Annotated in this window: 22 protein-coding genes; 4 read left to right on the forward strand and 18 right to left on the reverse strand. The window is 65.4% G+C overall.

Features of this window, described 5'->3' with window-relative positions:
- Positions 1 to 57 precede the first annotated feature (57 nt).
- Positions 58 to 528 (forward strand): cytochrome c, encoded by a 471-nt coding sequence (locus tag ABGV18_RS04945; protein ID WP_396585073.1) that lies wholly within the window; start codon positions 58 to 60, stop codon positions 526 to 528.
- 154 nt (positions 529 to 682) lie between these two features.
- On the opposite strand, the gene ABGV18_RS04950 is transcribed toward ABGV18_RS04945, so the two are convergent.
- The 8 genes from ABGV18_RS04950 to ABGV18_RS04985 form a co-directional block, all read right to left on the reverse strand.
- Entirely contained in the window at positions 683 to 1,090 is a 408-nt protein-coding gene (locus tag ABGV18_RS04950) for a DUF423 domain-containing protein (RefSeq protein ID WP_396585074.1), read from the reverse strand.
- A gap of 25 nt (positions 1,091 to 1,115) precedes the next feature.
- Entirely contained in the window at positions 1,116 to 1,295 is a 180-nt protein-coding gene (locus ABGV18_RS04955) for a hypothetical protein (RefSeq protein WP_396585075.1), read from the reverse strand.
- Between the two features lie 326 nt (positions 1,296 to 1,621).
- Positions 1,622 to 1,930, reverse strand: coding sequence for a helix-turn-helix domain-containing protein (locus ABGV18_RS04960; RefSeq protein WP_396585076.1), 309 nt, complete (start codon positions 1,928 to 1,930; stop codon positions 1,622 to 1,624).
- 113 nt (positions 1,931 to 2,043) lie between these two features.
- Complete coding sequence (gene dusB / locus ABGV18_RS04965) at positions 2,044 to 3,027, reverse strand: tRNA dihydrouridine synthase DusB (protein WP_396585112.1); 984 nt, start codon at positions 3,025 to 3,027, stop codon at positions 2,044 to 2,046.
- 67 nt (positions 3,028 to 3,094) lie between these two features.
- On the reverse strand, positions 3,095 to 4,477 hold the full coding sequence (locus ABGV18_RS04970) for a TRAP transporter large permease subunit (RefSeq protein ID WP_396585077.1): 1,383 nt from the start codon (positions 4,475 to 4,477) through the stop codon (positions 3,095 to 3,097).
- A 3-nt stretch (positions 4,478 to 4,480) separates the two neighbouring features.
- Positions 4,481 to 5,047, reverse strand: a complete 567-nt coding sequence (locus ABGV18_RS04975) for a TRAP transporter small permease subunit (protein ID WP_396585078.1) — start codon at positions 5,045 to 5,047, stop codon at positions 4,481 to 4,483.
- The gene (locus ABGV18_RS04980) at positions 5,047 to 6,021 is read right to left on the reverse strand and encodes a homoserine kinase (RefSeq protein ID WP_396585079.1); all 975 of its coding nucleotides are present in this window, start codon (positions 6,019 to 6,021) and stop codon (positions 5,047 to 5,049) included. Before ABGV18_RS04980 ends, ABGV18_RS04975 begins: the two co-directional genes overlap by 1 nt.
- Positions 6,022 to 6,055: 34 nt before the next feature.
- The gene (locus tag ABGV18_RS04985; protein WP_396585080.1) at positions 6,056 to 6,775 is read right to left on the reverse strand and encodes a TIGR00730 family Rossman fold protein; all 720 of its coding nucleotides are present in this window, start codon (positions 6,773 to 6,775) and stop codon (positions 6,056 to 6,058) included.
- 147 nt (positions 6,776 to 6,922) lie between these two features.
- On the opposite strand from ABGV18_RS04985, the gene polA reads away from it, so the two are divergent.
- A complete protein-coding gene (polA, locus tag ABGV18_RS04990; RefSeq protein ID WP_396585081.1) occupies positions 6,923 to 9,637 on the forward strand; it encodes a DNA polymerase I in 2,715 nt (904 codons plus the stop codon).
- Positions 9,638 to 9,791: 154 nt separating this feature from the next.
- Here polA and ABGV18_RS04995 read toward each other — a convergent pair whose 3' ends face one another.
- The 4 genes from ABGV18_RS04995 to ABGV18_RS05010 are packed head-to-tail and all read right to left on the reverse strand — an operon-like array spanning position 9,792 to position 14,723.
- Entirely contained in the window at positions 9,792 to 12,368 is a 2,577-nt protein-coding gene (locus tag ABGV18_RS04995; protein ID WP_396585082.1) for an EAL domain-containing protein, read from the reverse strand.
- Between the two features lie 44 nt (positions 12,369 to 12,412).
- Positions 12,413 to 12,874: an HIT domain-containing protein gene (locus tag ABGV18_RS05000; protein WP_396585083.1), complete on the reverse strand. Its 462-nt coding sequence runs from the start codon at positions 12,872 to 12,874 to the stop codon at positions 12,413 to 12,415.
- A complete protein-coding gene (locus tag ABGV18_RS05005) occupies positions 12,871 to 13,851 on the reverse strand; it encodes a flagellar motor protein MotB (protein ID WP_396585084.1) in 981 nt (326 codons plus the stop codon). The genes ABGV18_RS05000 and ABGV18_RS05005 overlap by 4 nt, the downstream gene beginning before the upstream one ends.
- 5 nt (positions 13,852 to 13,856) lie before the next feature.
- Positions 13,857 to 14,723, reverse strand: a complete 867-nt coding sequence (locus tag ABGV18_RS05010; protein ID WP_396585085.1) for a MotA/TolQ/ExbB proton channel family protein — start codon at positions 14,721 to 14,723, stop codon at positions 13,857 to 13,859.
- Positions 14,724 to 15,048: 325 nt separating this feature from the next.
- On the opposite strand from ABGV18_RS05010, the gene ABGV18_RS05015 reads away from it, so the two are divergent.
- The gene (locus ABGV18_RS05015) at positions 15,049 to 15,873 is read left to right on the forward strand and encodes a TatD family hydrolase (RefSeq protein WP_396585086.1); all 825 of its coding nucleotides are present in this window, start codon (positions 15,049 to 15,051) and stop codon (positions 15,871 to 15,873) included.
- A complete protein-coding gene (locus tag ABGV18_RS05020; protein WP_396585087.1) occupies positions 15,870 to 16,607 on the forward strand; it encodes a tRNA threonylcarbamoyladenosine dehydratase in 738 nt (245 codons plus the stop codon). The genes ABGV18_RS05015 and ABGV18_RS05020 overlap by 4 nt, the downstream gene beginning before the upstream one ends.
- 15 nt (positions 16,608 to 16,622) lie before the next feature.
- Here ABGV18_RS05020 and ABGV18_RS05025 read toward each other — a convergent pair whose 3' ends face one another.
- The 6 genes from ABGV18_RS05025 to ABGV18_RS05050 all read right to left on the reverse strand — a co-directional run bounded on the left by ABGV18_RS05025 (position 16,623) and on the right by ABGV18_RS05050 (position 21,727).
- On the reverse strand, positions 16,623 to 17,993 hold the full coding sequence (locus ABGV18_RS05025) for a dihydroorotase (protein ID WP_396585088.1): 1,371 nt from the start codon (positions 17,991 to 17,993) through the stop codon (positions 16,623 to 16,625).
- Entirely contained in the window at positions 17,990 to 19,003 is a 1,014-nt protein-coding gene (locus ABGV18_RS05030) for an aspartate carbamoyltransferase catalytic subunit (RefSeq protein WP_396585089.1), read from the reverse strand. The genes ABGV18_RS05025 and ABGV18_RS05030 overlap by 4 nt, the downstream gene beginning before the upstream one ends.
- A gap of 5 nt (positions 19,004 to 19,008) precedes the next feature.
- Positions 19,009 to 19,530, reverse strand: a complete 522-nt coding sequence (gene pyrR, locus ABGV18_RS05035; protein ID WP_396585090.1) for a bifunctional pyr operon transcriptional regulator/uracil phosphoribosyltransferase PyrR — start codon at positions 19,528 to 19,530, stop codon at positions 19,009 to 19,011.
- 40 nt (positions 19,531 to 19,570) lie between these two features.
- On the reverse strand, positions 19,571 to 20,077 hold the full coding sequence (ruvX, locus tag ABGV18_RS05040) for a Holliday junction resolvase RuvX (protein WP_396585091.1): 507 nt from the start codon (positions 20,075 to 20,077) through the stop codon (positions 19,571 to 19,573).
- Positions 20,078 to 20,115: 38 nt separating this feature from the next.
- Positions 20,116 to 20,679, reverse strand: a complete 564-nt coding sequence (locus tag ABGV18_RS05045) for a YqgE/AlgH family protein (protein WP_396585092.1) — start codon at positions 20,677 to 20,679, stop codon at positions 20,116 to 20,118.
- A gap of 79 nt (positions 20,680 to 20,758) precedes the next feature.
- Positions 20,759 to 21,727 (reverse strand): pseudouridine synthase, encoded by a 969-nt coding sequence (locus ABGV18_RS05050; protein WP_396585093.1) that lies wholly within the window; start codon positions 21,725 to 21,727, stop codon positions 20,759 to 20,761.
- Positions 21,728 to 21,939 lie beyond the last annotated feature (212 nt).

A 21,939-nucleotide genomic window follows, 5' to 3' on the forward strand; every position in this document is an offset into this window, starting at 1 on the left:
CCGGGTTTGGCCTATGATCATCGGTGTCCTGGTTGAAGACAAAGAATGGAGGTGCACATGTTGAAAGGGTGTGTCGAGAAAGCGGCCGCGGGCGTGATGGCCTTGTTGCTGGCCCCCGGGCTGGTATGGGGTACGGCGCAGGCCAGTGAGGACGAACGCGATCACAGCGGCGTGCACGAATTCCACGAAACCATGGAGAAACTCGGCGAGCACACCGAGCAGATCGTCAAGGCGATTAACCATGAAGACTGGCAGTGGGTGGCCAAGGAAGCGCGTGCCATCGCGGAGCACCCGAGCCCGCCGGCCGAGGAGCGCAAGCGCATCATGGCATTTGCCGGGGATCGTCGTGCCGAGTTCCAGGAAGTCGATCACGCGGTTCACGAGTCGGCCGCGACACTCGCCGAGGTGGCGGATACCGAAGACGGTCGCGAGGTCATTCGGGCGTTCGCGGACATGCAGGCCAGCTGCCTCGATTGTCACGCGAGTTTCCGTGACGACTTCCGCCAGCATTTCTACGTGGGCAAGTAGGGAAAAGTCGGTTCCATCCCACGCACGACAGGGAGTGCGTGGGAGAGGGTTACGGCACCGGGCGTCCGGCGCGGCCTTGCCTGACCCCTGTGGATGCAAAAGGTCGTCTGGTCTCCCCGCGAGCGCGGTGGAGACGGGTGACCTTTTTGGTTGCCTACACGCGCCTTTTGGCCACGAACAGGGCGATCAGCCAACCGATCCATCCGAGCATCAGAAAGAGCCCGCCGAGGGGCGTGACCGGCCCGGGCCAGGCGTCGGCGAACAAGGTCAGGGCATAAAGGCTGCCACTGAACAGGATGATGCCCGTCACCCAAAATGCCGCGATGGTCAGTCGCCAGCGGACGGGGGCGGGCCAGCAGGCCAGCAGCATCAACGCCAGGGTGTGCACGAAGTGCAGCAGGATGGCGGTGTCCACCTGGCGTTGGGCGTCCCATTCGGTGGGTGCCATCGGGCCGTGCGCGGCGAGGGCGGCCAGCACGACCGCGGCCAGTCCACTGACCAGGCCGACCGCCAGTATTCGCGTGTCCGCGAGGGTGGCTTGTTGGCTGGCGGGCTCTGGCATGCGTTGGCTCCGGGTATGGCGGGGGTCAGAACTCGTCGATCATCTGCGCACGGAGTCGGCGTTCCTCGAGGAGGTCGTCGAGTCGGCGCCGGGCATCCTTGGTGCCCTTGATGCGGTCGAGCAGGGTGTGAGTGTTCTGCTCGTCGTCTTCGGCGTCGCTATCGTCCCAATCGTCGATATCCTGGTAGTCGTTTTCTTTGCTCATGATGTACCTGCCTGATCAACACGTTCAAGGCAACCTGCGAGCGAGGTCGCGTTGGTATCGATCGACGGTCATGGCCAAGTCCTGCAGGCCATCATGGGTCCCGGGTGCGTTCCCGAGCCGGCGCCCCCGTCCGCGGGGATGACCAGCCGATTTCCGGCGCGTTATACCGCGTTTTTTCGGTCGGTCAAAGCAAATTGTTCATCGCGTCGAGGCGCGCCTGGGGCAGGCTTTGCAGGGACACAACAGTCGCTCTCGGAAAGACCCGAAAACGGGTTTGGCGAGGGCGTTCGGAGGATGGTGGGAAAGGGGGCGGGCGAAGCGGGGCGTCAGATCAGGTCGTGGTCGCGCAGTTTTTTGCGCAGCGTGCTGCGGTTGATGCCCAGGCAGGCGGCGGCCCGGCTCTGGTTGTGATCACAGCGCTCCAGCACGCGGGCGAGCAGGGGGCTCTCCACCTGCCCCATGACCAGCTGATAGAGGTTGCTGGGCTGATCCTCCTCGAAGGCATCCCAGAGGATGTCCAAGGCGTCGATGACGGTCTTGTGCATGTCGTGGTGGCAATCGGCCGCACGACGAGCGCTGCCGTTCAGAGAGGACTCGGCGGGATGAGAGGTGGCGGTGCTGGATGAGTCGGTCATTAGTCTTTTCAACAACGCGGCATGGGGGGGCGGACGGGACCACGAGACACCGGGACGAACGGATCACTCCGTGGTCGTCCCGTGTTCTCTAGATCGAGCGTTCCGCCGGCCGGTCAGGTGCTTACGTTGGCGGACGGACTCGTTACGCTGCGAAGCTCGGCCTCCCGCTGGTCAAGCCACCGGCGCTGGGACTCGAGGGTCTCCAGTCGGTTGAACTCCTTGCGCGTCCCTTCGTCAATCGGTAGCTGCGAAGAATACCACCCCCAGTGCTTCCTCGCGATGCGCACGCCCATCACATTTCCGTAATGGCGATAAATATTCTCGAATTGCTCGCGCACAAGGCCCATGACCTCGAGCGGTTCAGGGTCGGGCGGTACGGTACGGCTTTCCAGCGCGGCGCGAAGCTGAGCAAACAGCCAGGGACGACCGAAAGCGGCGCGACCGATCATCAGGCCGGCGGCACCGGTCGTCGCCAGCACCTCGAAGGCCCTGGCCACCGAGTCGATATCGCCGTTGGCCAGCACCGGGATATGCCGATCGGCGACCACCTGCGCGATGGTGTCGTATTCCGCCTCGCCGAGGTATTTCTGCGTCCGGGTGCGACCGTGAATCGAGAGCATCGCGATGCCGCTCTCCTCGGCAATCCGCGCGATCTCGGGGGCATTGCGCCAGGTGTCGTCCGGCCCGGTGCGCATCTTTAGCGTGACCGGGCAGGGCACGGCATTGACCGTCGCCTCCAGCAGCCGGGCGACCGTGTCGGGCTCGGCCATCAGCGCCGAGCCAGCCGCCTTGCGGCAGACCTTTTTTGCCGGGCAGCCGAGGTTGAGGTCGATCAGTTGCGCCCCGTCGCGGTAGGCCTGTTGCGCGGCCTGGGCGAGATCCTCGGGCTCGTTGCCCAGTAGCTGGACCGCGCGTGGCTCGGGATCGTCCGGGCGGATGCGGCGTTGCTCGCTCTTGCGGGTGTGCCGCAGCGCCGGCTTGCTGCTGACCATTTCGTTGATGACCAGTCCGGCGCCCTGATCGAAGCAGAGTTGGCGAAAGGGTCGGTCGGAGATGCCGGCCATGGGCGCGAGCGCCAGGGGAAAGTCGATCCGCAGGCGCTCGTCACGGCCGACCAGCTCGATCGGCGCGAGCCGCTGTCCGGGCGTGAACGCCGATCGCTTGTCAGGGTGTGCGGACGTCAAGGCGTTCGGGCAACCAGGTGACGATGTCCGGGAAGATCACCAGCAGGGCCAGCACGGCGATCTGGATCGCGATGAACGGCAGAACCCCACGATAGATCTGGGCGGTGCGAATGCTCGCCGGGGCCGCGCCGCGCAGATAGAACAGCGAAAAGCCGAACGGCGGGGTCAGGAAACTCGTCTGCAGGTTGACCGCGAGCAGGATGCCCAGCCAGATCGGGTCGATGCCCATCATGAGCAGCACGGGCGCGACGATCGGCACCACCACGAAGGTGATCTCGATGAAATCGAGCATGAAGCCGAGCAGGAACACGATCACCATGACGATCAGCAGGGCGGTCATCGCGCCGCCCGGTAGGTCCGAGAGCAGGTCGTGGACCATCTCGTCACCGCCAAAGCCGCGGAAGACCAGCGAGAAGATCGAGGCGCCGATAAAGATCATGAACACCATCGCCGTCACGCGCAGGGTGGCGGTCAGGCTGTCGTGGAGCACCGGGAAGGTCAGGCGTCGCTTGACCAGGGCCAGCAGCAGGGCGCCGACGGCACCGACGCCAGCCGCTTCGGTCGGCGTGGCGATCCCGCTCATGATCGAGCCGAGTACCAGCACGATGAGTGCGATCGGTGGGGCCAGGGCGAGCAGCAACCGGCTGATCGGCGCGCGATCGGCCAACTCCGCCTCGGACAAGCCCGGCACCCGCTCGGGCTGTCGCCAGGCGACGAACAGGATGTAGGCCGCGTAGGCACCCACCAGGATCAGCCCGGGGATCAGCGCCCCACTGAAAAGATCGCTTACCGCCACCGTCTCGGGCGCGAAGATACCCTGCTCGAGTTGCGCCTGGGTGTAGGCGTTGGAAAGCTGGTCGCCCAGCAGCACGAGAATGATCGAGGGTGGGATGATCTGCCCCAGGGTGCCGGCGGCGGCGACCGATCCGCTGGCCAGGCGCGGGTCGTAACCGCGCCGTAGCATGACCGGCAGGGCGATCAACCCCAGGGTTACCACCGTCGCACCGACGATGCCGGTGCTGGCGGCAAGGATGGCGCCGACCAGCATCATGGATAGTCCCAGCCCGCCCGGACGGCGGCCGAACAGGGCGCTCATGTTCTCGAGCAGGTCATCGGCGACGCGCGCCTTTTCCAAGAGCACGCCCATCAGCACGAACAGCGGTACGGCCACCAGCGTCTGGTTGAGCATGATGCCGAACAGGCGGTTGGGCATAGCGCCCATCAGGCCGTGATCGAACAGCCCGAGCAGGGTGCCGAGTCCGGCGAACAGCAATGACACTCCGGCGAGCACGAAGGCGACCGGAAAGCCGCTCATCAGCGCGGCGAAGATGGTCAACACCATCAGGAGCAGCAGCCATTCCATGCCTTACATGCCTTCCTTGATCGAGCCGTGTTCCGGTTCGGTGGGCCGCTGGTTGCGCAACACGGCCACGTGGCGCAACAGTTCGACCAGCCCCTGCCAGAACAGCAGGGCAGGCATCGCGATCAGCAGGGTCTTCAACAGATACAGCAGTGGGATGCCGCCGGGCTCGGGTGAGCCCTCGCGCAGGGCCCAGCTATTGCCGACGTACTCGAAACTGGAGAACGCGATAAACAGGCAGACCGGCCAGAGCAGCAGCACGACACCGATGATCTCGATCCAGGCGCGGGTCTTCAGCGAGGCGCTGCGCGAGAGCACGTCGACGCGGACGTGACCGTCGTGGCGGTAGGTGTAGCCCATGCCGAGCATGAACATCAGCGCGAACCAGTAGGTGATCGATTCGGAAAGCCACTGGTCGCTTTCGGACAAGCCGTAGCGCAGCGCCACCACGCCGAAGACGGTCAGCGTCAGGACCAGGCCCAGCCAGGCAACCAGTCGCCCGATCCATTCATTGAGCTGGTCCAGCCGGTCAACCAGTCGGCTCAGCCGGCAGGGTGATGCTGGTTGACTCATCAGCGCGTCTCCGCGGGCTGGTACGACGCGATCCATTCGCGGGTGTCGCTGCCGGCGGCGCGGTGCGCCTCAAGGATGCGACGAAACGGTGTCGGGTCCTTGATGTAGGTCATCTCGGCGTCGCGCGGGAAGTATTGATCCTGCATGCGCGAGACCCAGAACCGCAGGGCCGCGGCGCGCAGCAGGCCCGGCCAGGCCGCCCGCTCGGCTGCAGTGAATGGACGTTCGGCGAGATACCCGGCCAACAGCGCGTCACGCTCGGCGGCCCGTGATTGGCCGCGCTCGTCCACGCACCAGTCGTTCAGCGTTACCGCCAGGTCGTAGGCGAAGACGTCGGTGCAGGCGTAGTAGAGATCGATGATGCCGGTCAGTTCGCCGCTATCGAACAGGGCATTGTCACGAAACAGATCGGCGTGGATCGCCCCGCTGGGCAGCCCGGCGCGCGATTGGCCCTGTTGAAAGACGATCTCGTCGTCGAGTAGTGCGAGCTCGTCGTCGCTGGCCTTGCTGTGTAGTTGCTGGACAACGCCCTCGGCCCAGGCGAGATCGCGATCTGGGGCACGGTACTCCGGGAAATGGGCGGAAACGCGGTGAAAGCGCGCCAGCGTCCGCCCGATCTCCGCGCAGGCGGCCGTGTCCGGGTGGTCAAGCGAGGCCCCGGTCAGTCGCTGGACCAGGGCGGCCGGCTTGCCGTTGAGTTCGGTCAGGTAGGCCCCTTCACGGGTGGGCACCGGGTGGGCCGTGGGGATGTCGTGCTCGGCAAGATAGGCCATCAGGTCGAGAAAGAACGGCAGCTCGTCGGGGCTGTGATTCTCGAACAGGGTCAGCACAAAGCGCCCTTGGCTCGTGGTGACGAAGTAGTTGGTGTTCTCGATCCCGGCGGCAATGCCACGGTGCTCGACCAACTCACCGCAATCGAATTGGGTCAGGAAGGTGTCGAGCTGTTGGGTATCGACCTTGGTAAAAACCGACATGACGGTCTCGTTCGTTGCTGAAGTGTGGCGTGGCTCAGAGGTCGAGCAGCTTTTGCTGCTCTTCCTCGGTCGCCGTGACACCGCGGTTGCGGTAGAAATCGAAGATGGCGTCCACCGCCTCGTCGGCCGTGTCGCACAAGCTGAACAGGTGCATGTCGTCCGCCCCGATGGTCTTTTCGCCCAGAAGCTGGTCGCCGAACCAGTCAATCAGTCCCTGCCAGAAGGTTGTGCCCAGCATGACGATCGGAATACGGCGCGACTTGCCCGTCTGCACCAGGGTGAGGATCTCGGCGAGCTCGTCGAGAGTGCCGAAGCCGCCCGGCATCACCACGTAGGCCGACGCATGTTTGACGAACATCACCTTGCGGGCGAAGAAGTGCTGGAAATGCAGCGACACGTCCTGGAAGGCGTTGTCGTTCTGCTCGTGGGGCAGGGCGATGTTCAGACCCACACTAGGGGCGCCCCCAGCCTGCGCGCCCTTGTTGGCCGCCTCCATGAGGCCCGGCCCGCCGCCGGAGATCACCGAGAAACCGGCGTTGGAGAGCTTCTCCGCGACCTCGACGGTCAACTGGTACCAAGGATTGTCCTCGTCGTAGCGCGCCGAGCCGAAGATGCTCACCGCCGGCTCGATGCTGGCGAGCGTCTCGTAGCCGTGGACGAACTCGGCCATGATCTGGAAGACCTTCCACGACTCCTGCGAGAGCCGTTGGTTCTGATCTAGCCGGGTCGGATGGTTGGGTAGTTTTCTGCTCATGCAAAACCGCGCAAGACGAGGTGTCCCCGGGGTGGTCCCCTAAGGTATTCAGTGGGTGGTCAGTGGCTTTGGACCCGTCGGTGACGGGGCTGCCTGTGGCATAGTACCGGCCTGATATCCACGGAATTCAAAGGGGCAAATCCTACCATGTCCGACCGCAACGGACCCGTGATTCTCGTCGACGGCAGTTCCTTTCTCTTTCGCGCCTTCCACGCCCTCCCGCCGCTCACCGCGCCCGACGGCACGCCCACCGGGGCGATTCACGGCGTGGTCAACATGCTCCTCAAGATGCGTCGCGAGGCCGATCCCAGCCACATGGCGGTGGTGTTCGACGCGCCGGGCAAGACCTTTCGCGACGATATCTATCCCGACTACAAGGCCCACCGGCCACCGCTACCCGACGACCTGCGGGTGCAGATCGAGCCGGTGCACACCCTCGTCCGGGCGTTGGGTTTTCCGCTCCTGTGCATCGAGGGGGTGGAGGCGGATGACGTTATCGGCACGCTGATGCACGAGGCGCGCGAGAACGACGAGGAGGTGATCGTCGCCACGGCCGACAAGGATTTCGCCCAGTTGGTGGCGCCCAGCGTGACGCTGGTCAACACGATGAGCAACAAGACCACCGACGTCGCGGCCGTCGAGGAGAAGTACGGCATCACCCCGGCACAATTCATCGACTTTCTCGCACTGGTGGGGGACAAGGTCGACAACATCCCCGGCGTACCGGGGTGCGGCCCCAAGACGGCCACCAAGTGGATCAACCAGTACGGCTCGCTCGACGAGATCATCGCCCATGCCGAGGAGCTCAAAGGCAAGGTGGGTCAGTCGCTGCGTGACTCACTCGAGTTCCTGCCGACCAGCCGCGAACTGGTGACCATCCGCACCGATTGCGAACTTTCGGTCACGCTAAACGAGCTGGTGATCGAGCCGGCCGATGTGCAGATCGGGTTGGCGCTGGCCGACCGCTACGGGCTCAACTCGTTGCGCCGTTGGTTCGGCGAACAGGGACTCGAGGAAGGCGAGTCGGTCACCGAGACGGCCGAACGTCCCGAAGCCAGGTACCACACGGTGACCGATCTCGACACGCTGGACGCCTGGATCACGCGGATTGAGGCGTCCCCGCGCGTGGCCTTCGATACCGAGACCAATTCGCTCGAGCCGATGCAGATGGCGGTGGTCGGGCTGTCGTTCGCGATCGATCCCCACGAGGCGATCTACGTGCCATTGGTGCATGTGGATGCCCACGGGGAACGGATCGAGCCGCAGTTGGATCGCGACACGGTGCTCGCCCGACTCAAACACTGGCTGGAAGACGAGCGTCCCACCAAGATCCTGCAGAACGCCAAGTTCGACATGCACGCGCTCGCCAATCACGGCATCGCCCTGCGCGGGCTGGTGGACGACAGCATGCTCGAGTCCTATGTGCTCGATCCGACCGCCTCGCGCCACGACATGGACACGCTGGCCTCCCGGGAGTTGGCGCACCAGACGACCACCTTCGAGCAGGTGGCGGGCAAGGGCGCCAAGCAACTGACCTTCGATCAGGTCGCGATTGACGTGGCCGGCCCGTACGCCGCCGAGGACGCCGACATCACGCTGCAACTGGCCGACCGCCTACGGGCGCAGTTGGCCGAGGTGCCCAGCCTGATGATGGTCTACGAGGAGATCGAGCGCCCGCTGGTGCCGGTCCTGTTCACCATGGAGCGTGCCGGCGTGGCGATCGACAGCGAGCAGCTGGCGCGCCAGGGGAAGGCCATCGCCGAACGGATCGCCACGATCGAGAGTGAGGCCCAGGAGGTCGCCGGCGAGGCCTTCAACCTCGGCTCGACCAAGCAGCTCAAGGCGATCCTCTACGAGCGCATGGGCCTGCCGGTGAAGGTCAAGACGCCCAAGGGCGAGCCGTCCACCAACGAAGAGGCCTTGTCTGCGCTGGTCGACGAGCATCCGTTGGCGCAATTGATCCTCGACTATCGTGGCCTGACCAAGCTCAAGAGCACCTACATTGACCGGCTGCCCGAGCGCATCGACCCCACGACGGGTCGGGTTCACAGCATGTTCCACCAGGCGGTAACCGCCACCGGGCGCCTATCGTCATCGAATCCCAACCTGCAGAACATCCCGGTGCGTACCGAGGAGGGGCGGCGCATCCGCAAGGCGTTTGTCGCCACGCCCGGTCACAAGCTGATTTCGGCGGACTACTCGCAGATCGAGCTGCGCATCATGGCGCACCTGTCGGGTGACGAGGGATTGCTGTCGGCCTTCGAGCATGGCGAGGACATCCACCGGGCCACCGCCCGTGAGGTGTTCGCCGACGGTGGCGAGGTAAACGACGACCAGCGCCGCGCGGCCAAGGCGATCAACTTCGGCCTGATCTACGGCATGTCGGCCTTCGGGCTGGCGCGCCAGATTGGGGTGGGGCGGACCGAGGCGCAGGCTTACATCGATCGCTACTTCGCCCGTTATCCCGGCGTGGCGCGCTACATGGACGAGACCCGCCGGCAGGCCCACGAACGCGGTTTTGTCGAGACGGTCTTCGGTCGGCGGTTGTATCTGCCCGAACTCAAGAGCCGCAACGGCCAGCGCCGGCAGTACGCCGAGCGCACGGCGATCAACGCCCCGATGCAGGGCACGGCCGCCGACATCATCAAGCGGGCCATGCTGGCCCTGTACGAGAGCGTCGTGGTGCCCGGCCGCGCCCGGATGATCATCCAGGTGCACGACGAACTGATCTTCGAGGCGCCGACCGATGTGGCCCAGTCAGTGGCCGACGAGATCGAGCAAACCATGATCGCCGCGGGTGAGCTGCGGGTGCCGCTGGAAGTGGGCATCGGCATCGGTGAGAGTTGGGACGAGGCGCATTGATGTCGAGGCCTAAGTCCCTTCTCGTTGGCAACACCGGGCCGGTGGTTTAGAGAGGCGCTGTCCGACTTGCCCGGGAGTTGGGGATCAATGCAAAAAGCCCGCTGTCGCATTGCGCGCCAGCGGGCTTTCTCGTTCTCGCCTGTGTCCTGAAACGTCAGTCGCCCTGGCGGTCGGGCTTGAGTTCGGGAATCGGGTAGGGGGGGATCTTCCCGTGCATGAATTCGCCGTCCCAGTAGTCCTCGTCGAAGGGACGGGAGAAGACGAAGCCCTGGATCTGCAGGCGACTGCCGAACTTGCGCAGTTCGATCAGTTGTTGCTGGGTTTCGACCCCTTCGACGACCACCTCGAACTCGAGCTTCTCGGCCATGGCAAGGATGGATCCGAGCAGCTTGCGGGCATCCTCGCTGTGTTCGATTTCGTCGACGAACTGCTTGTCGATCTTGAGTTTCGAGATCGGCAGGTTGTTGAGATAGGCCAGCGAGGAATGCCCGGTGCCGAAGTCGTCGATGGCGATGGCAAAGCCATGCATCGCCAGCTGGTGCAGCCGTTCGGCCAGCAGGGTCGGATCGGAACCGAAGTCGCTCTCGGTGATCTCGAGCACGATCGATGAGGTGGGCAGACTGGCGACCTTGGCCAGATGGATCAGTCGTTCCTCGACCTTGTCGAGCAGCAACAGCTGCGGTGGCACGTTGATGGAGATAGTGAGCTCCTGGCCTGCCTGACGCTGCCAGTCCGCCACGCGCCGACAGGCGTTGTTGAGCGCCCATTCAGTGAACTCGCCGATCAGGTTGTGTTCCTCGGCCAGCGGGATGAACTCGGCTGGAGAGATCCAGTCGCCGCGATAGCGCCAGCGCATCAGCGCCTCGAAGCCCATCAGCGTGCCGCTGGAAAGCGAAACCTGCGGCTGGTAATGCACCCGCATTTCGCGATTGCCGAGTGCCTTGCCCAGCGCCTGGGTCAGTTCGAAGCGCCGTTGTGCCGCGTGCGTATGGCCTTCGGCGTGGCCGATGATGCGATTGCCGCCCTCGGCCTTGGCCTGGGAGAGCCCGTTGTCGGTAATGCGCAGTAATTCCTCGGCGGTCTGGCCCTCGGCCGGGAACTGGGCGGAGGTGACGCTGGCGCGGATGTCCAGGCGGTAACCGGCCAGTTCCACGCGCCGGGTGATGTGGGCATGGGCCTGGCGCATGATCTCCTCGACTGCCGTTTCGAGCTCGGCGACATTGTCCGCGAACACCAGGAAGGCGAACTCGTCACCGTCGATGCGCGCGAGCAAGGACCGAGGCTCGGTGATCTCGGCCAGGCGATCGCCCATGACCCGCAGGATGCGGTCACCGAACCGCCGTCCCAGCGCCTCGTTGAATGCCGTGAAGCCGTCCAGGCCGAGGGCAACCAGGGCGAAGGGCTGATCCGGGTCGGTCTGGATCTGGGTATCGACCTGCTGTACGAAGTAGCCTCGGTTGAGCCGGTCGGTGACCGCATCCTGGCGGGCCAGTGCGAGGACCTCGTTCTCTCGGGCACGGATTTCGGTGTGATCATTGATCACCACGATCACATGACCGCGTTTCTCCCGTGGCTCGCCGACCAGACGGATGGAAACCAGCGCGATCAGCGTTTTGCCGTCTTCCGGACGGGTGAAATCGACCTCGCTGCGCCATTCGCCTTGTTCGAGGACGTGTTTCCAGATCGGTGCAATCACGTGGCTGGGCTGGTCGAGCAGGATCTCGAGCAGCGGTCGTTCGGCCAGTTGCGTGGTGGTCAAGGACAGCAACGACTCGGCCGCCGGGTTGGCGCGGCGGACGAATCCCTGAATGTCGGTGACGAGTACCGCCTCCTGTACCTCGTCGAAGACCGAGGCGGTCAGGGTGAGCGACTCCTCGGCACGCCGGCGACTCAGCGATTCCTTGTCGTGTTTCTTGAGCATCGCCTGGAGTTGCTCGCGGGAATTCGACAGGCTGACCAGCGAGCTTCGGAACTGCTGGACGGCGCGGGCGATCCGCCCCAGCTGATCGCGGCGTTTTTGGTGGGGCCCGGCGCTGGCCTGCTGGCCGGCGACGATGCGCTCGGTGATCTCGGCCAATTGGCGGATTTGGCGGTTGGTCAGCCAGAGCACCAGCACCAGGAGCAGGGCCTGCAGCGCAACGAAGACGATCAGTACCAGCTGGTAATTCTCGGTGACCGCGGCGTTGGCGCCCCGGATGGCGCGCATGGTCTCTTCGAGTTCATCATTGGCCCCGTCGATCAGCCCGCCGAACCCGGTGGTCATGATGGCGGCCCGTTGTTCGGCCAGCCGCGTCTGGATGCGTGCTACCTCGTCGCGCTGGGCCGAGGCGACGGTCTCGTTCGCTTCGACCAGGCTGCGCGCCTGGGCTTCGATCGAATCGGCGAGCCGGTTAATCGCCCCGGGATGGTTTTCCCGCAGTGGAGCGAGTGCCACGCTGCCGCGTATGGCGGAGGCGATCTGGGTAAGTTCGGTGCGCAGATCCGAGACATCGCGGCGAGCCCCCGGCGCGAATCCGGAGACCTCGCGTTCGACCTTGGCCGCGATGCTCGCGTACTCGTTACGGATCTGCTCGATCGACTTGTGCGTCTCGACAAAGCCGTGGCTGGCATCGGCGAAGGTCTCGACGTTCGATTGGGCCAGACTGCCGAGGTAGAAGACCAGGCCGACACTCAGGGCGAGCTGGGCGAGGATGAACAGCAGAAATTGTAGCGGCAGGGGGAGCAGTCGCATTCGGGTCGTCCTGATTCCGAGTGGATTTACCGTCTAGGTTCCAGTCAAACGGCGTGCGCAAAGTTTCGCCCAAGGCCCTCGCCGAGTCCAGCGGCGATCGGCTGAACCCGGGCCAGCAGTTCGATCGGTGTCATCGGTTCGCGTTCACCAGCGCCCCAGACCACCCCCGGCCAGGCCGGGTCGTCGGCGAATCGGACCACGCAATGCAGGTGGAGCTGATCGACCAGGTTGCCGATCGCACCGACGTTGAGCCGATCCGGGTGATAGAGGCGCTCGAGGGTCTCGCTCAATGCCTGGAGACCGCGAAGCGCCTCCTCGCGCCAGTCGGGCGGGAGGTGATGCAGTTGCTCGGCGTTAGGACACATCGGCACGATCAGGGTCCAGATGAATCGCCGGTCGTTGATCAGTCGGTACTGCAGCCGGCCGTGATTGAGCAGCGGGACACTGTCGGCCATGAGGCGTGGGTGCAGGTGCCAGTCCGAGTCGGTCCGGGGGGAGTCGGTCATCGCGTGTCTCCCGGGTTGGCCGGCAGTTCCAACACCAGATCGACGCGGCGGTTCTCGGCGCGGCCGGTGTCGGTGTCATTGGTGGCGATCGGCTGGGTGTCGGCCAGGCCCACGGCGTGTAGACGGCGCGGGCGGATGCCCGCCTCGATCAATTCGCGGACCACGGCCGCGGCCCGGGCCGCGGACAATTCCCAGTTCGAGGGGTAGCGCCAGGTCTGGATGGGCCGGTTGTCGGTATGGCCTTCGACGGTGATTTGGTAGTCACTGTCGGCAAGGCGTTCGGCCAGCCGCGACAGCAGGTCGCCGCCCGCCCCCGAGAGGCCGGCCTCGCCGGTGGGAAAGAGGATGTTGTCCTTGACCCGCAATTGCACCCGGTCGGCGATCGTCGAAACCTCGACGTCGTCGCCCATGTCCTCGAATTGTCCGGCCAAGGCCCGGGCCTGGTCGCCGGCCCAGTCATCCGCTTGGTCACCCGGCTGGGCAGCCGGGTCGCTAACATCCGAAACCATGGTCGCGCCGGCCGTTGTATCAGGTACGTCCCGGTGGGACTCGGCATCACCGGGTTCGGCGAACAATTTCTCGTGACGTTGACCGATCAGGGCATCGCCGCTGGCGGTGCGGGCGTCCGGGTTCGGCCTGTCACCGCCGAGGATTATCTCGGGCGGGTCGGTGTCGCCGGTGGCGTCACTGGCTGCCGGCCGATCGGTGTTCGCCGGCTGGTCGGCCTGCGCGCCGCTGCCCGGCTCGATCGGGTTCTGTGCCTTGTGCTGGTAGGCATACGCGGCGAGCAAGACGAACAGGGTCAGTAGCAGGGTCATCAGGTCGACCATTGTCAGCAGCCAGTAGTTCTGATCGTCCTCGACTTGGCTAACGTCCGGCTCCCAGCCCTCGCTCCATGGCCGGCCCCCGTCACGGGCGGCCGCGGCCACGCGCGCTTCCTGAAGCTCGAGTTCCTGGGCGCTGGGGTCGGCGCTCACGCTGTTCACTCGCTTGCTTGCCTCGGTCGGCGGCGCGGACTCTCGCTCCGGCCACTGGTTCGACCCTTGGCACGATTGCTTTGGGCACGTTTTTGGCGATCGCCGTCGCGCAGTTCGTCCTCGCTCTGCGCGAGGAACGAGCCCAGCGTCTCGCGGATGAAGGCCGGCGAGCGTTGTTCCTGCATCAGCAGCACGCCTTCGACCATCATGTTCATCAGCATCACGCGTTGCTCGGTACGCCGCTCGAGCTTGAGTGCGATCGGCTTGAACAGCATGTTCGACAAGAGGATGCCGTAGAGCGTCGTGATCAGCGCCAGCGCCATGTTGGTACCGATGGCGGCAAACTGGTCGGCATCCATGGCCGACAGCATGTTGATCAGCCCGAGCAGGGTGCCGAGCATGCCGAAGGCCGGCGCAAAGGTTGCCATGGTGCGGAAGATCTGGGCCTCAGCCCGTTCGCGGGCCCGCATGCGGGAGATGCGCCACTGCATCAGGGTGATCAGATCCTCGGAGGACGCCCCGTCGAGCACCATCTGCATGCCCGAACGCAGGAAGGGATTTTTGATGTGGTCGAGCTTTTCGTCGGCCCGGGTGATCTGGCCCTGAAGCTTGAGCTTGGAAACCTCGACCAGTTCGTTGATGTCGCGCTCGGCGTAGAGACGCTCGTTCTTGAGCACGATGGCGAATACGCGGAAGACGCGCAGCACTTCGTGCAGCGGATAGCTCACCAGGGTGGCCGCCACCGTGCCGCCGACCACCAGCAACAGGCCCGGCAGGTTGAGGAAGTTGGAGGGATCCTCGGCGGAGAGGCCAATGGCGGCAACCACGATGGCCAGGCCGGAGAACATGCCGAGTAGCGTGCTGGGATTCAAAAGTCTCGATCCTCGAGGATTGATGATGCCGGAAACCAGGTCGTCGGAGGCAAACAGACGGAAACGACAAAGGCCACGAGCAACGGCGTCAGGCCGAACGATAGCATTCTCGTCGGGGGTCTCCGAGCCGGCTTGCGCGGGCCAGGTGATCGTCAGGTGATCGTCAGGTAATCGCCCGGATGATCGGCCGGATGATCGGCCGGGGCGATTGCCTGATGCCGACGGCGGTCTGGTTCACTCGTATGGGGCGGTTATCTTTATCATCGACCGATGGGGCATATTCTTGAGCCCTGACGTCACGTCAATGGCACAAAGGAGATCCAATGTGGAGCTGATTGATACCCATTGCCATTTGGAGGCGGCCGCGTTCGTCGATGATCTCGACGAGGTGCTCAGTCACGCGCTTGCCAACGGGGTCGCCGGGATGGTGGCAGTGGGGGTGTCTCCCGCCGACTTTGCCGATCAGTGTCAGGCCATGGCCAAGGCCCGCGCCGTCGGGCTGTCTGCGTGGGGGGCGTTTGGCACGCACCCGTGGTGGAGTGATCGGGTGGGTGTCGATGAGGCCCTGGCGGGCCTGGATCGTCAGTGGCAATCGGACGAGCGGCCCATCGCGGTGGGCGAGATCGGTCTGGACTTCGCGCAGTCGGGCCTTGAGTCCGACGTGCAGAACGCGCTGTTCACCGCGCAGCTCGACTGGGCCGCCGAGCGGGACCTGCCGGTGATCCTGCATGAGCGCAAGTCCGCCGATCGATTGCTCTATTGGCTGCGACGTCATCGCCATGCCGGTGGCGTGGTTCACGGGTTCACCGGCTCGACTCAGCAGGCGGAAGTTTTCATCGAGCAGGGATTTCACATCGGCGTGGGCGGGGCGATCACGCATCCTGGTGCCCATCGCATGCACCGGATGATAAGCGAGTTGCCGCTCGATGCGCTGGTGCTGGAAACGGATGCCCCCAACCAGCCCGGGCACGATCATCGTGGCGAGCGCAATCTGCCCGGGTATCTGCCCGAGAACTTGGCGAGCCTGGCCCACTTGCGCGGGATGGAGCCGGATCAATTGCTCGAATCCATCAATCGCAACACCCGGCAATTGTTCAAGGGCCGGCTTGGCTACAATGCCGCCTCAAACAATTCGACCGAGCCAAGGTGACTGCCATTAATCCCGTCGACGAACGTACCGAACTGCTCATCGGAGAGGAGGGTCTCCAACGCTTGCGTGCCGCGACCGTGCTGGTCGCCGGATTGGGCGGCGTAGGTGGAGCCGCCGCCGAGTCCCTGGCGCGCGCCGGGGTGGGGCGGTTGATCCTGTTGGACCACGACCAGTTCGCCGCCTCCAATCTCAACCGCCAATTGTTGGCCACCGGCGAGGTGATCGGGCGGGGCAAGGCCGCGGTGGCGGTCGAGCGGCTGGCCTCGATTCGGGACGATATCGAACTCGTCCCCAGTCCGGATTTTCTCGACGTCTCGGGGGTGGAAGCATTCCTCGAGACGCATCAACCGGATTTCGTCGCGGACTGTATCGACTCGATCGCGGTCAAGGCACGCCTGTTGGCCGTTTGTCGAGAGCAGGGGCGGGGCACGTTCACCGCTCTGGGGGCCGGCAACCGCCTCGATCCGCGCCAGATGCAGGTTGGGCGACTCGATCAGGTACATGGCTGTGGATTGGGGTCGGTGCTGCGTCGCAAACTGAGAAAGGCGGGCGCGCCGGTGGATTTCCCGGTGGTCTATTCGACCGAAACCCCGCGCAAGCCCGCGCCCCACGAACCCACCGACGACGGCAGCCAGCCGCGTGCGGTCAACGGCACCATCAGCTACCTGCCCAACCTGTTCGGCCACATGGTGGCCGGCGAGATCATCCGTCGGCTGCTGGAAGGAGAAGGCTGAGCGCCTCCCGGGCGATCACGGCTCGCGCAGGAATACCCGCCGACCGTTGACCCAGGTGGTCTCGACCCGGTGGGCAAAGTCCCAGCCGACAAACGGGGTGTTCTCGCCGGCGCTCGCCATGCCGATCGAGCCGAGGCTCCACATGGCATCCGGGTCGATCAGCGCCAGATCGGCGCGCTGGCCCACGGCGATCGAGCCGGCATCGGACAGGCCGAACAGGGCGGCGGGGCGCGTGGTCAGTGCATCGATGGCGCGTTCGAAGTCGAGCACGTCTTCCTCGACCAGCTTGAGTACCAGTGGCAGCAGGGTCTCGAGGCCGGAGATGCCGGGCTCGGTCTCCGGGAAGGGGGCGAGCTTGGCATCGGGTTCGTGTGGCTGGTGATCGGAGACGACCGTGTCGATCAGGCCCTCGGCGAGCCCGCGGCGCAGCGCGTCGCGATCCCGAATGGACCGCAGCGGCGGGATGACGTGGGCATTGGGGTCAAGCGCGTCGGTGTCCATCTCGGTGAGCCAGAGGTGATGCGCGGACACACCCGCGGTGATCGGCAGCCCATCGGCCTTGGCCCGCTCGATCAGCTTGAGTGCCGCGGCCGAGGAGAGCTGCGGCACGTGCACACGGGCGCCGGTCTCGCTGATCATGGCGATCAGTTGCGCGAGTGGTGCGGTCTCGGCGGAAACCGGCAGCCCCGGCAGGCCGAGGCGGGTGGCCACGGCGCCATCGTGGGCGCAGCCCCGTTCGGACAATGACGGGTCGAGTGGCTGGAGCAGCACCTGTAGATCGAAGGTCGCGGCGTACTCCAGTGCCCGCCGCATCAGGCGCAGGTCGTGGAACGGGTAGTGCGCATTCGAGATGGCGACACAACCGCCGGCGTCGAGTGCCGCCATTTCGGCGAGCAACTCGCCATCGAGGTGCTGGGTCATCGCGCCGATGGCGACCACCCGGGCGCGGCCGGCCAGCTGGGCGCGGCGCTTGATGTAGCGCGCCACCGCGACGGTATCGAGTACCGGAACGGTGTCGGGCGGCATCACCACGGTGGTGATGCCGCCGGCAACCGCGGCCGCGCTCTCGGTGGCGATGCTGGCCTTGTGCTCCTGGCCGGGTTCGCGCAGGCGCGCCCAGCCGTCGATCACGCCGGGAATCAGCCAGTGACCCTCGGCACAGACGTGCTCGGCCGTATCCTGCGGCCAGTCGTCGGGGGCCTCGCCGATACCGACGATGCGGCCGCCGCCGAGGTAGATGTCGCTGGTGGTGTCGAGGCCACTGGACGGATCACGCAGCCGGGCACCGCGGATGACCCAGTGATCGCAGTCGAGTCCCGGGCGACAACCTTCCGGATGGCGCACCGGGTCGTGGTCGATGCCGAGGTTTTCCGGTGCGTCCTTCATGCGTTCTCTCCCCGGTTGGCGCTCATGCACAGGCTCATCACCGCCATGCGCACCCCGATGCCGTTGGATACCTGCTCGAGAATCACCGATTGCGGGCCATCGGCCACCGATGATTCGATTTCCACGCCGCGATTGGCCGGACCCGGATGCATGACGATCGCATCGGGCTTGGCCCAGGCGAGCTTCTCCTCGGTCAGGCCGTAGAGGCGGTAGAACTCCTCTTCGCTGGGCAGCAGGCCCGCCTCCATGCGCTCGCGCTGCAGGCGGAGCATGATGACCACGTCGACGTCCTTGAGGCCCTCGCGCATGTCGTGGAACACGCGCACGCCGAGTTTCTCGACGTGGGTGGGGAGCAAGGTGCGTGGGGCGATCACGCGCAGTTCACCCACATTGAGCGAGTTGAGCACGTGCATCTGCGAGCGGGCCACCCGGGAATGGCGGATGTCGCCGACGATCGCGACCCGCAGGGACGTGAAATCCCCCTTGTGCCGACGGATGGTGAAGGCGTCGAGCAGTGCCTGTGTCGGATGCGAATGCCAGCCGTCGCCGGCATTGAGTACCGAGACGTGCGGGGCGACGTGACGAGCGATGAAATGTGCGGCGCCGGACTGGTCGTGGCGCACGACGAACATGTCGGCCTGCATCGCCTCGATATTGCGGAGCGTGTCGAGCAGGCTTTCGCCCTTCTTGGTCGCCGAGGTCGCGAGATTGAGGTTGAGGACGTCGGCAGACAAGCGCTTGGCGGCGAGCTCGAAGGTGGTGCGGGTCCGGGTCGAGGACTCGAAGAACAGGTTGACCACGGTCCGCCCACGCAGTAGCGGCACCTTCTTGATCTCGCGATCGGTGACCGAGACGAAACCCTCGGCGGTATCGAGGATGCGCGTGATCCACTGCGGCCCGAGCCCCTCGATGGTCAGCAGGTGGCGCAGGCGGCCCTGATCGTCGAACTGGATCGCCCAAGGGTCCGGGGCGAACTTCGGGATCTTGGGGCGGACGAATTTCACGGCCATGGCGCTCAGCTCTCCTTGCTGGTGACGAGGCGGGCGGTCATCGGGTCCGGCCCGTCGACGTGGATCTGCTCGTCGGGACCGAGGTTCAGCTCCTGGCCCGCCCAGTCGGCGCAGATCGGCAGTTCGCGGCCGTCGCGCTGGTAGAGCACCGCCAGGGCAATCCGGCGGGGTCGGCCGTAGTCGAACAGCTCGTTCATCGCCGCGCGCACGGTGCGCCCGGTGAACAGCACGTCGTCGACCAGGATGATATCGCGACCATCGACATCCACCGACAGGTCCGAGGGGCTGACCTGCGGGTGCAGGCCGAGGGTGTTGAAATCATCACGATAGAAGGTGATGTTCAAGCGCCCCAGCGGCTCGCTGCAGCCCAGTGCCCGGTGCAGGGCATCGGCCACCCAGACCCCGCCGGTGTGAATGCCGATGATCAGCGGATCGACCAGCGCGCCCTCCTGCCGATCCGAGCGGATCTGGGCCTCGAGCCGTTCGATGGCCTCGTTCACGGGCAGCAGGCGGTCGGTCTGTGTCATCGCTGGGGAGTCCGGGAGCAGTTGGTGGGGACGAATTGTATCAATGCCGCGACGTGGCGGGAGAGTCGACCAGGTTTTGCGTGACCTCGGCCTTGGTGACGGTCTCGATCGAACGCGGCGCCGGCAGGATAAAGAAGGTATCGAGGATGACGGCCGCTGCCATGGCGTCGATCTGGCCCTGATCGCGTTCGACGGCACGGCGACCCAGACGATTGACCAGCCGCTCGGCGGCCTGTTCGGAGCTCAGGCGTTCATCGATGACGAACACCGGCAGGCCGCGGCGCTCACGCAGGCGATTGCCAAAACGGCGGATGGCGGCGGCTTGCGGGTAACAGCGTCCCGTGTCGTCGATGGGCCAGCCCAGCACCAGCGCGCTGGGTTGCCACTCGTCGATCAGCGCCTCGATCGCGGTCCAGTCGATCTGGTCGGCGTTGCGGTTGTGCAGGGTCGTGAGCGGACGCCCGGTGCCGATGCGCCGGTCGCCCACGGCGATGCCGATGCGCCACTCGCCGTAATCGAAACCGAGTACCAGGGAGCCGACACTCATCGATCCTTGCGTCGGCGAATCGGGCCCCACTTCGGTCATCAGGCGTGGCCGGACTCGCCGGAGAGCAGGTTGATGTCGATACCGAGTTGGCTCGCCGCGGTCGTCCAGCGTTCCTCGATCGGCTGATCGAACAGGATTTCCTCGGTGGCCTCGACGTTGAGCCAGCTGTTCTCGGCAATCTCGTGATCGATCTGTTCGCGGCTCCAGCCGGAGTAGCCGAGCGCGACGATGACTTGTTTCGGGCCCGCGCCGTCGGCCAGCGCCTGGAGGATGTCCTTCGAGGTGGTCAGGCCGATGCGGTCAGTCACTTCCAGGGTCGACTCCCAGCCGCCGTGGGGCGCGTGCAGGACGAAGCCCCGTTCGAGCGCGATCGGCCCGCCCATGAATACCTGTTGACCGCGCACGTCGGGATCGGTGCAGGTGATGCTCATGTGGTCGAGGATGTCGCCGAGGTCGAGCTCCAGCGGGCGGTTGATGGTGATACCCATCACGCCCTCGTCGTTGTCTTCGCAGATGTACGTCACGCTGTGGCTGAAGTTGGGATCCTCCAGGTTGGGCATGGCGATCAGGAGCTGGTTGGTCAGCGAGCTGTTTTCTTGCATGGTCTCCCCAGTGTTGGTGGCGGGCGCGTCGCCTTCAAGCGCTAAGGAGGCAAGCGCTGAAGGCCCGGGGCCTCTCGCCTTAGCGGCTCGTTCCGCCGCGGCGGTTGGGCGCGGCACCGGCCTTGCGTCGCGAGGTGGCCGGCTTGATGGTCGTTTCGCGTTTGAGCGAGTGACTGACCGGGCCCGCACTCTTGTCGCCCCCGCCGCGGCGGGGCTTGGCGCCCTTGCTGTCACGCACCGACTGGCCGGCCTTGAACGGCTTGTGGGCGCGGCGCGCGTCGTGGCGTCCCAGCGTCTTTTGCCGGTTCTCGGCCTTGAGGCCCACCAGTTCGGCGAGGGCGCCCTGAACGTCGGGTTCGAGTTCCTGGACCTTGCCGGGCCGCAGGCGTGGCGGCAGGGTGACCCCGGCGTAGCTGATGCGGATCAGCCTGGATACCGCCCCATTGACGGACTCGATCATGCGGCGCACCTCGCGGTTGCGCCCCTCGTGCAAGGTGACGTGGTACCAGTGATTTTGCCCCTGGCCGCCGGCATCGGCCAGGCGCTTGAAGCTGGCCGGGCCGTCGTCGAGTTCGACCCCCGCAAGCAGTTGTTTCTGCTGTTCGTCGCTCAGGCCACCGAACACGCGAACGGCGTAGGTGCGCTCGATGCCGTAGCTCGGGTGCATCAGACGGTTGGCGAGCTCGCCGTCGTTGGTCACCAGCAGCAGGCCGCTGGTATTGAAGTCGAGTCGACCGACCGTGATCCAGCGCCCCTCGCGGATCGGAGGCAGGTTCTCGGCGACGGTGGGACGACCTTGGGGGTCGTGATTGGCGCTGATCTGCCCCTCGGGCTTGTGGTAGATCAACACGCGGCGGACCGGCCGCACGTCGGGTACCTGGATGCGTCGGTCACCCATTTCGATGATGTCGCCGGGCCCGGCCTGGTCGCCCAGGCTCGCGGTCTGGCCGTTGACGCTGACCGCGCCCTCGGCAATCCAGTTCTCGATCTTGCGACGCGAGCCCAGCCCCATGGCCGCGAGGACCTTTTGCAAGCGCTGTTTTTCCATGGGCATCTCCTCGTGTCGCGGTTGTCCGCGTGGGTTGCTTTTGCCGGCGTGGTCGAGGCGCGCGGCAATCGCCATAAAAAGGTCCGGTATTCTATCAGGTTCGTCTCGTTCGACCGACGCAACTGAGTGCTGGTGAGGCGGGCGGTGGAAACCTCGCCGACGCGGATGGACGGGGGGTGCGGTTTGCGCCTACGCTTGAGCAGCGTCGTTGT

The organism is Guyparkeria halopsychrophila, assembly GCF_044582135.1.
Lineage (GTDB): Bacteria > Pseudomonadota > Gammaproteobacteria > Halothiobacillales > Halothiobacillaceae > Guyparkeria.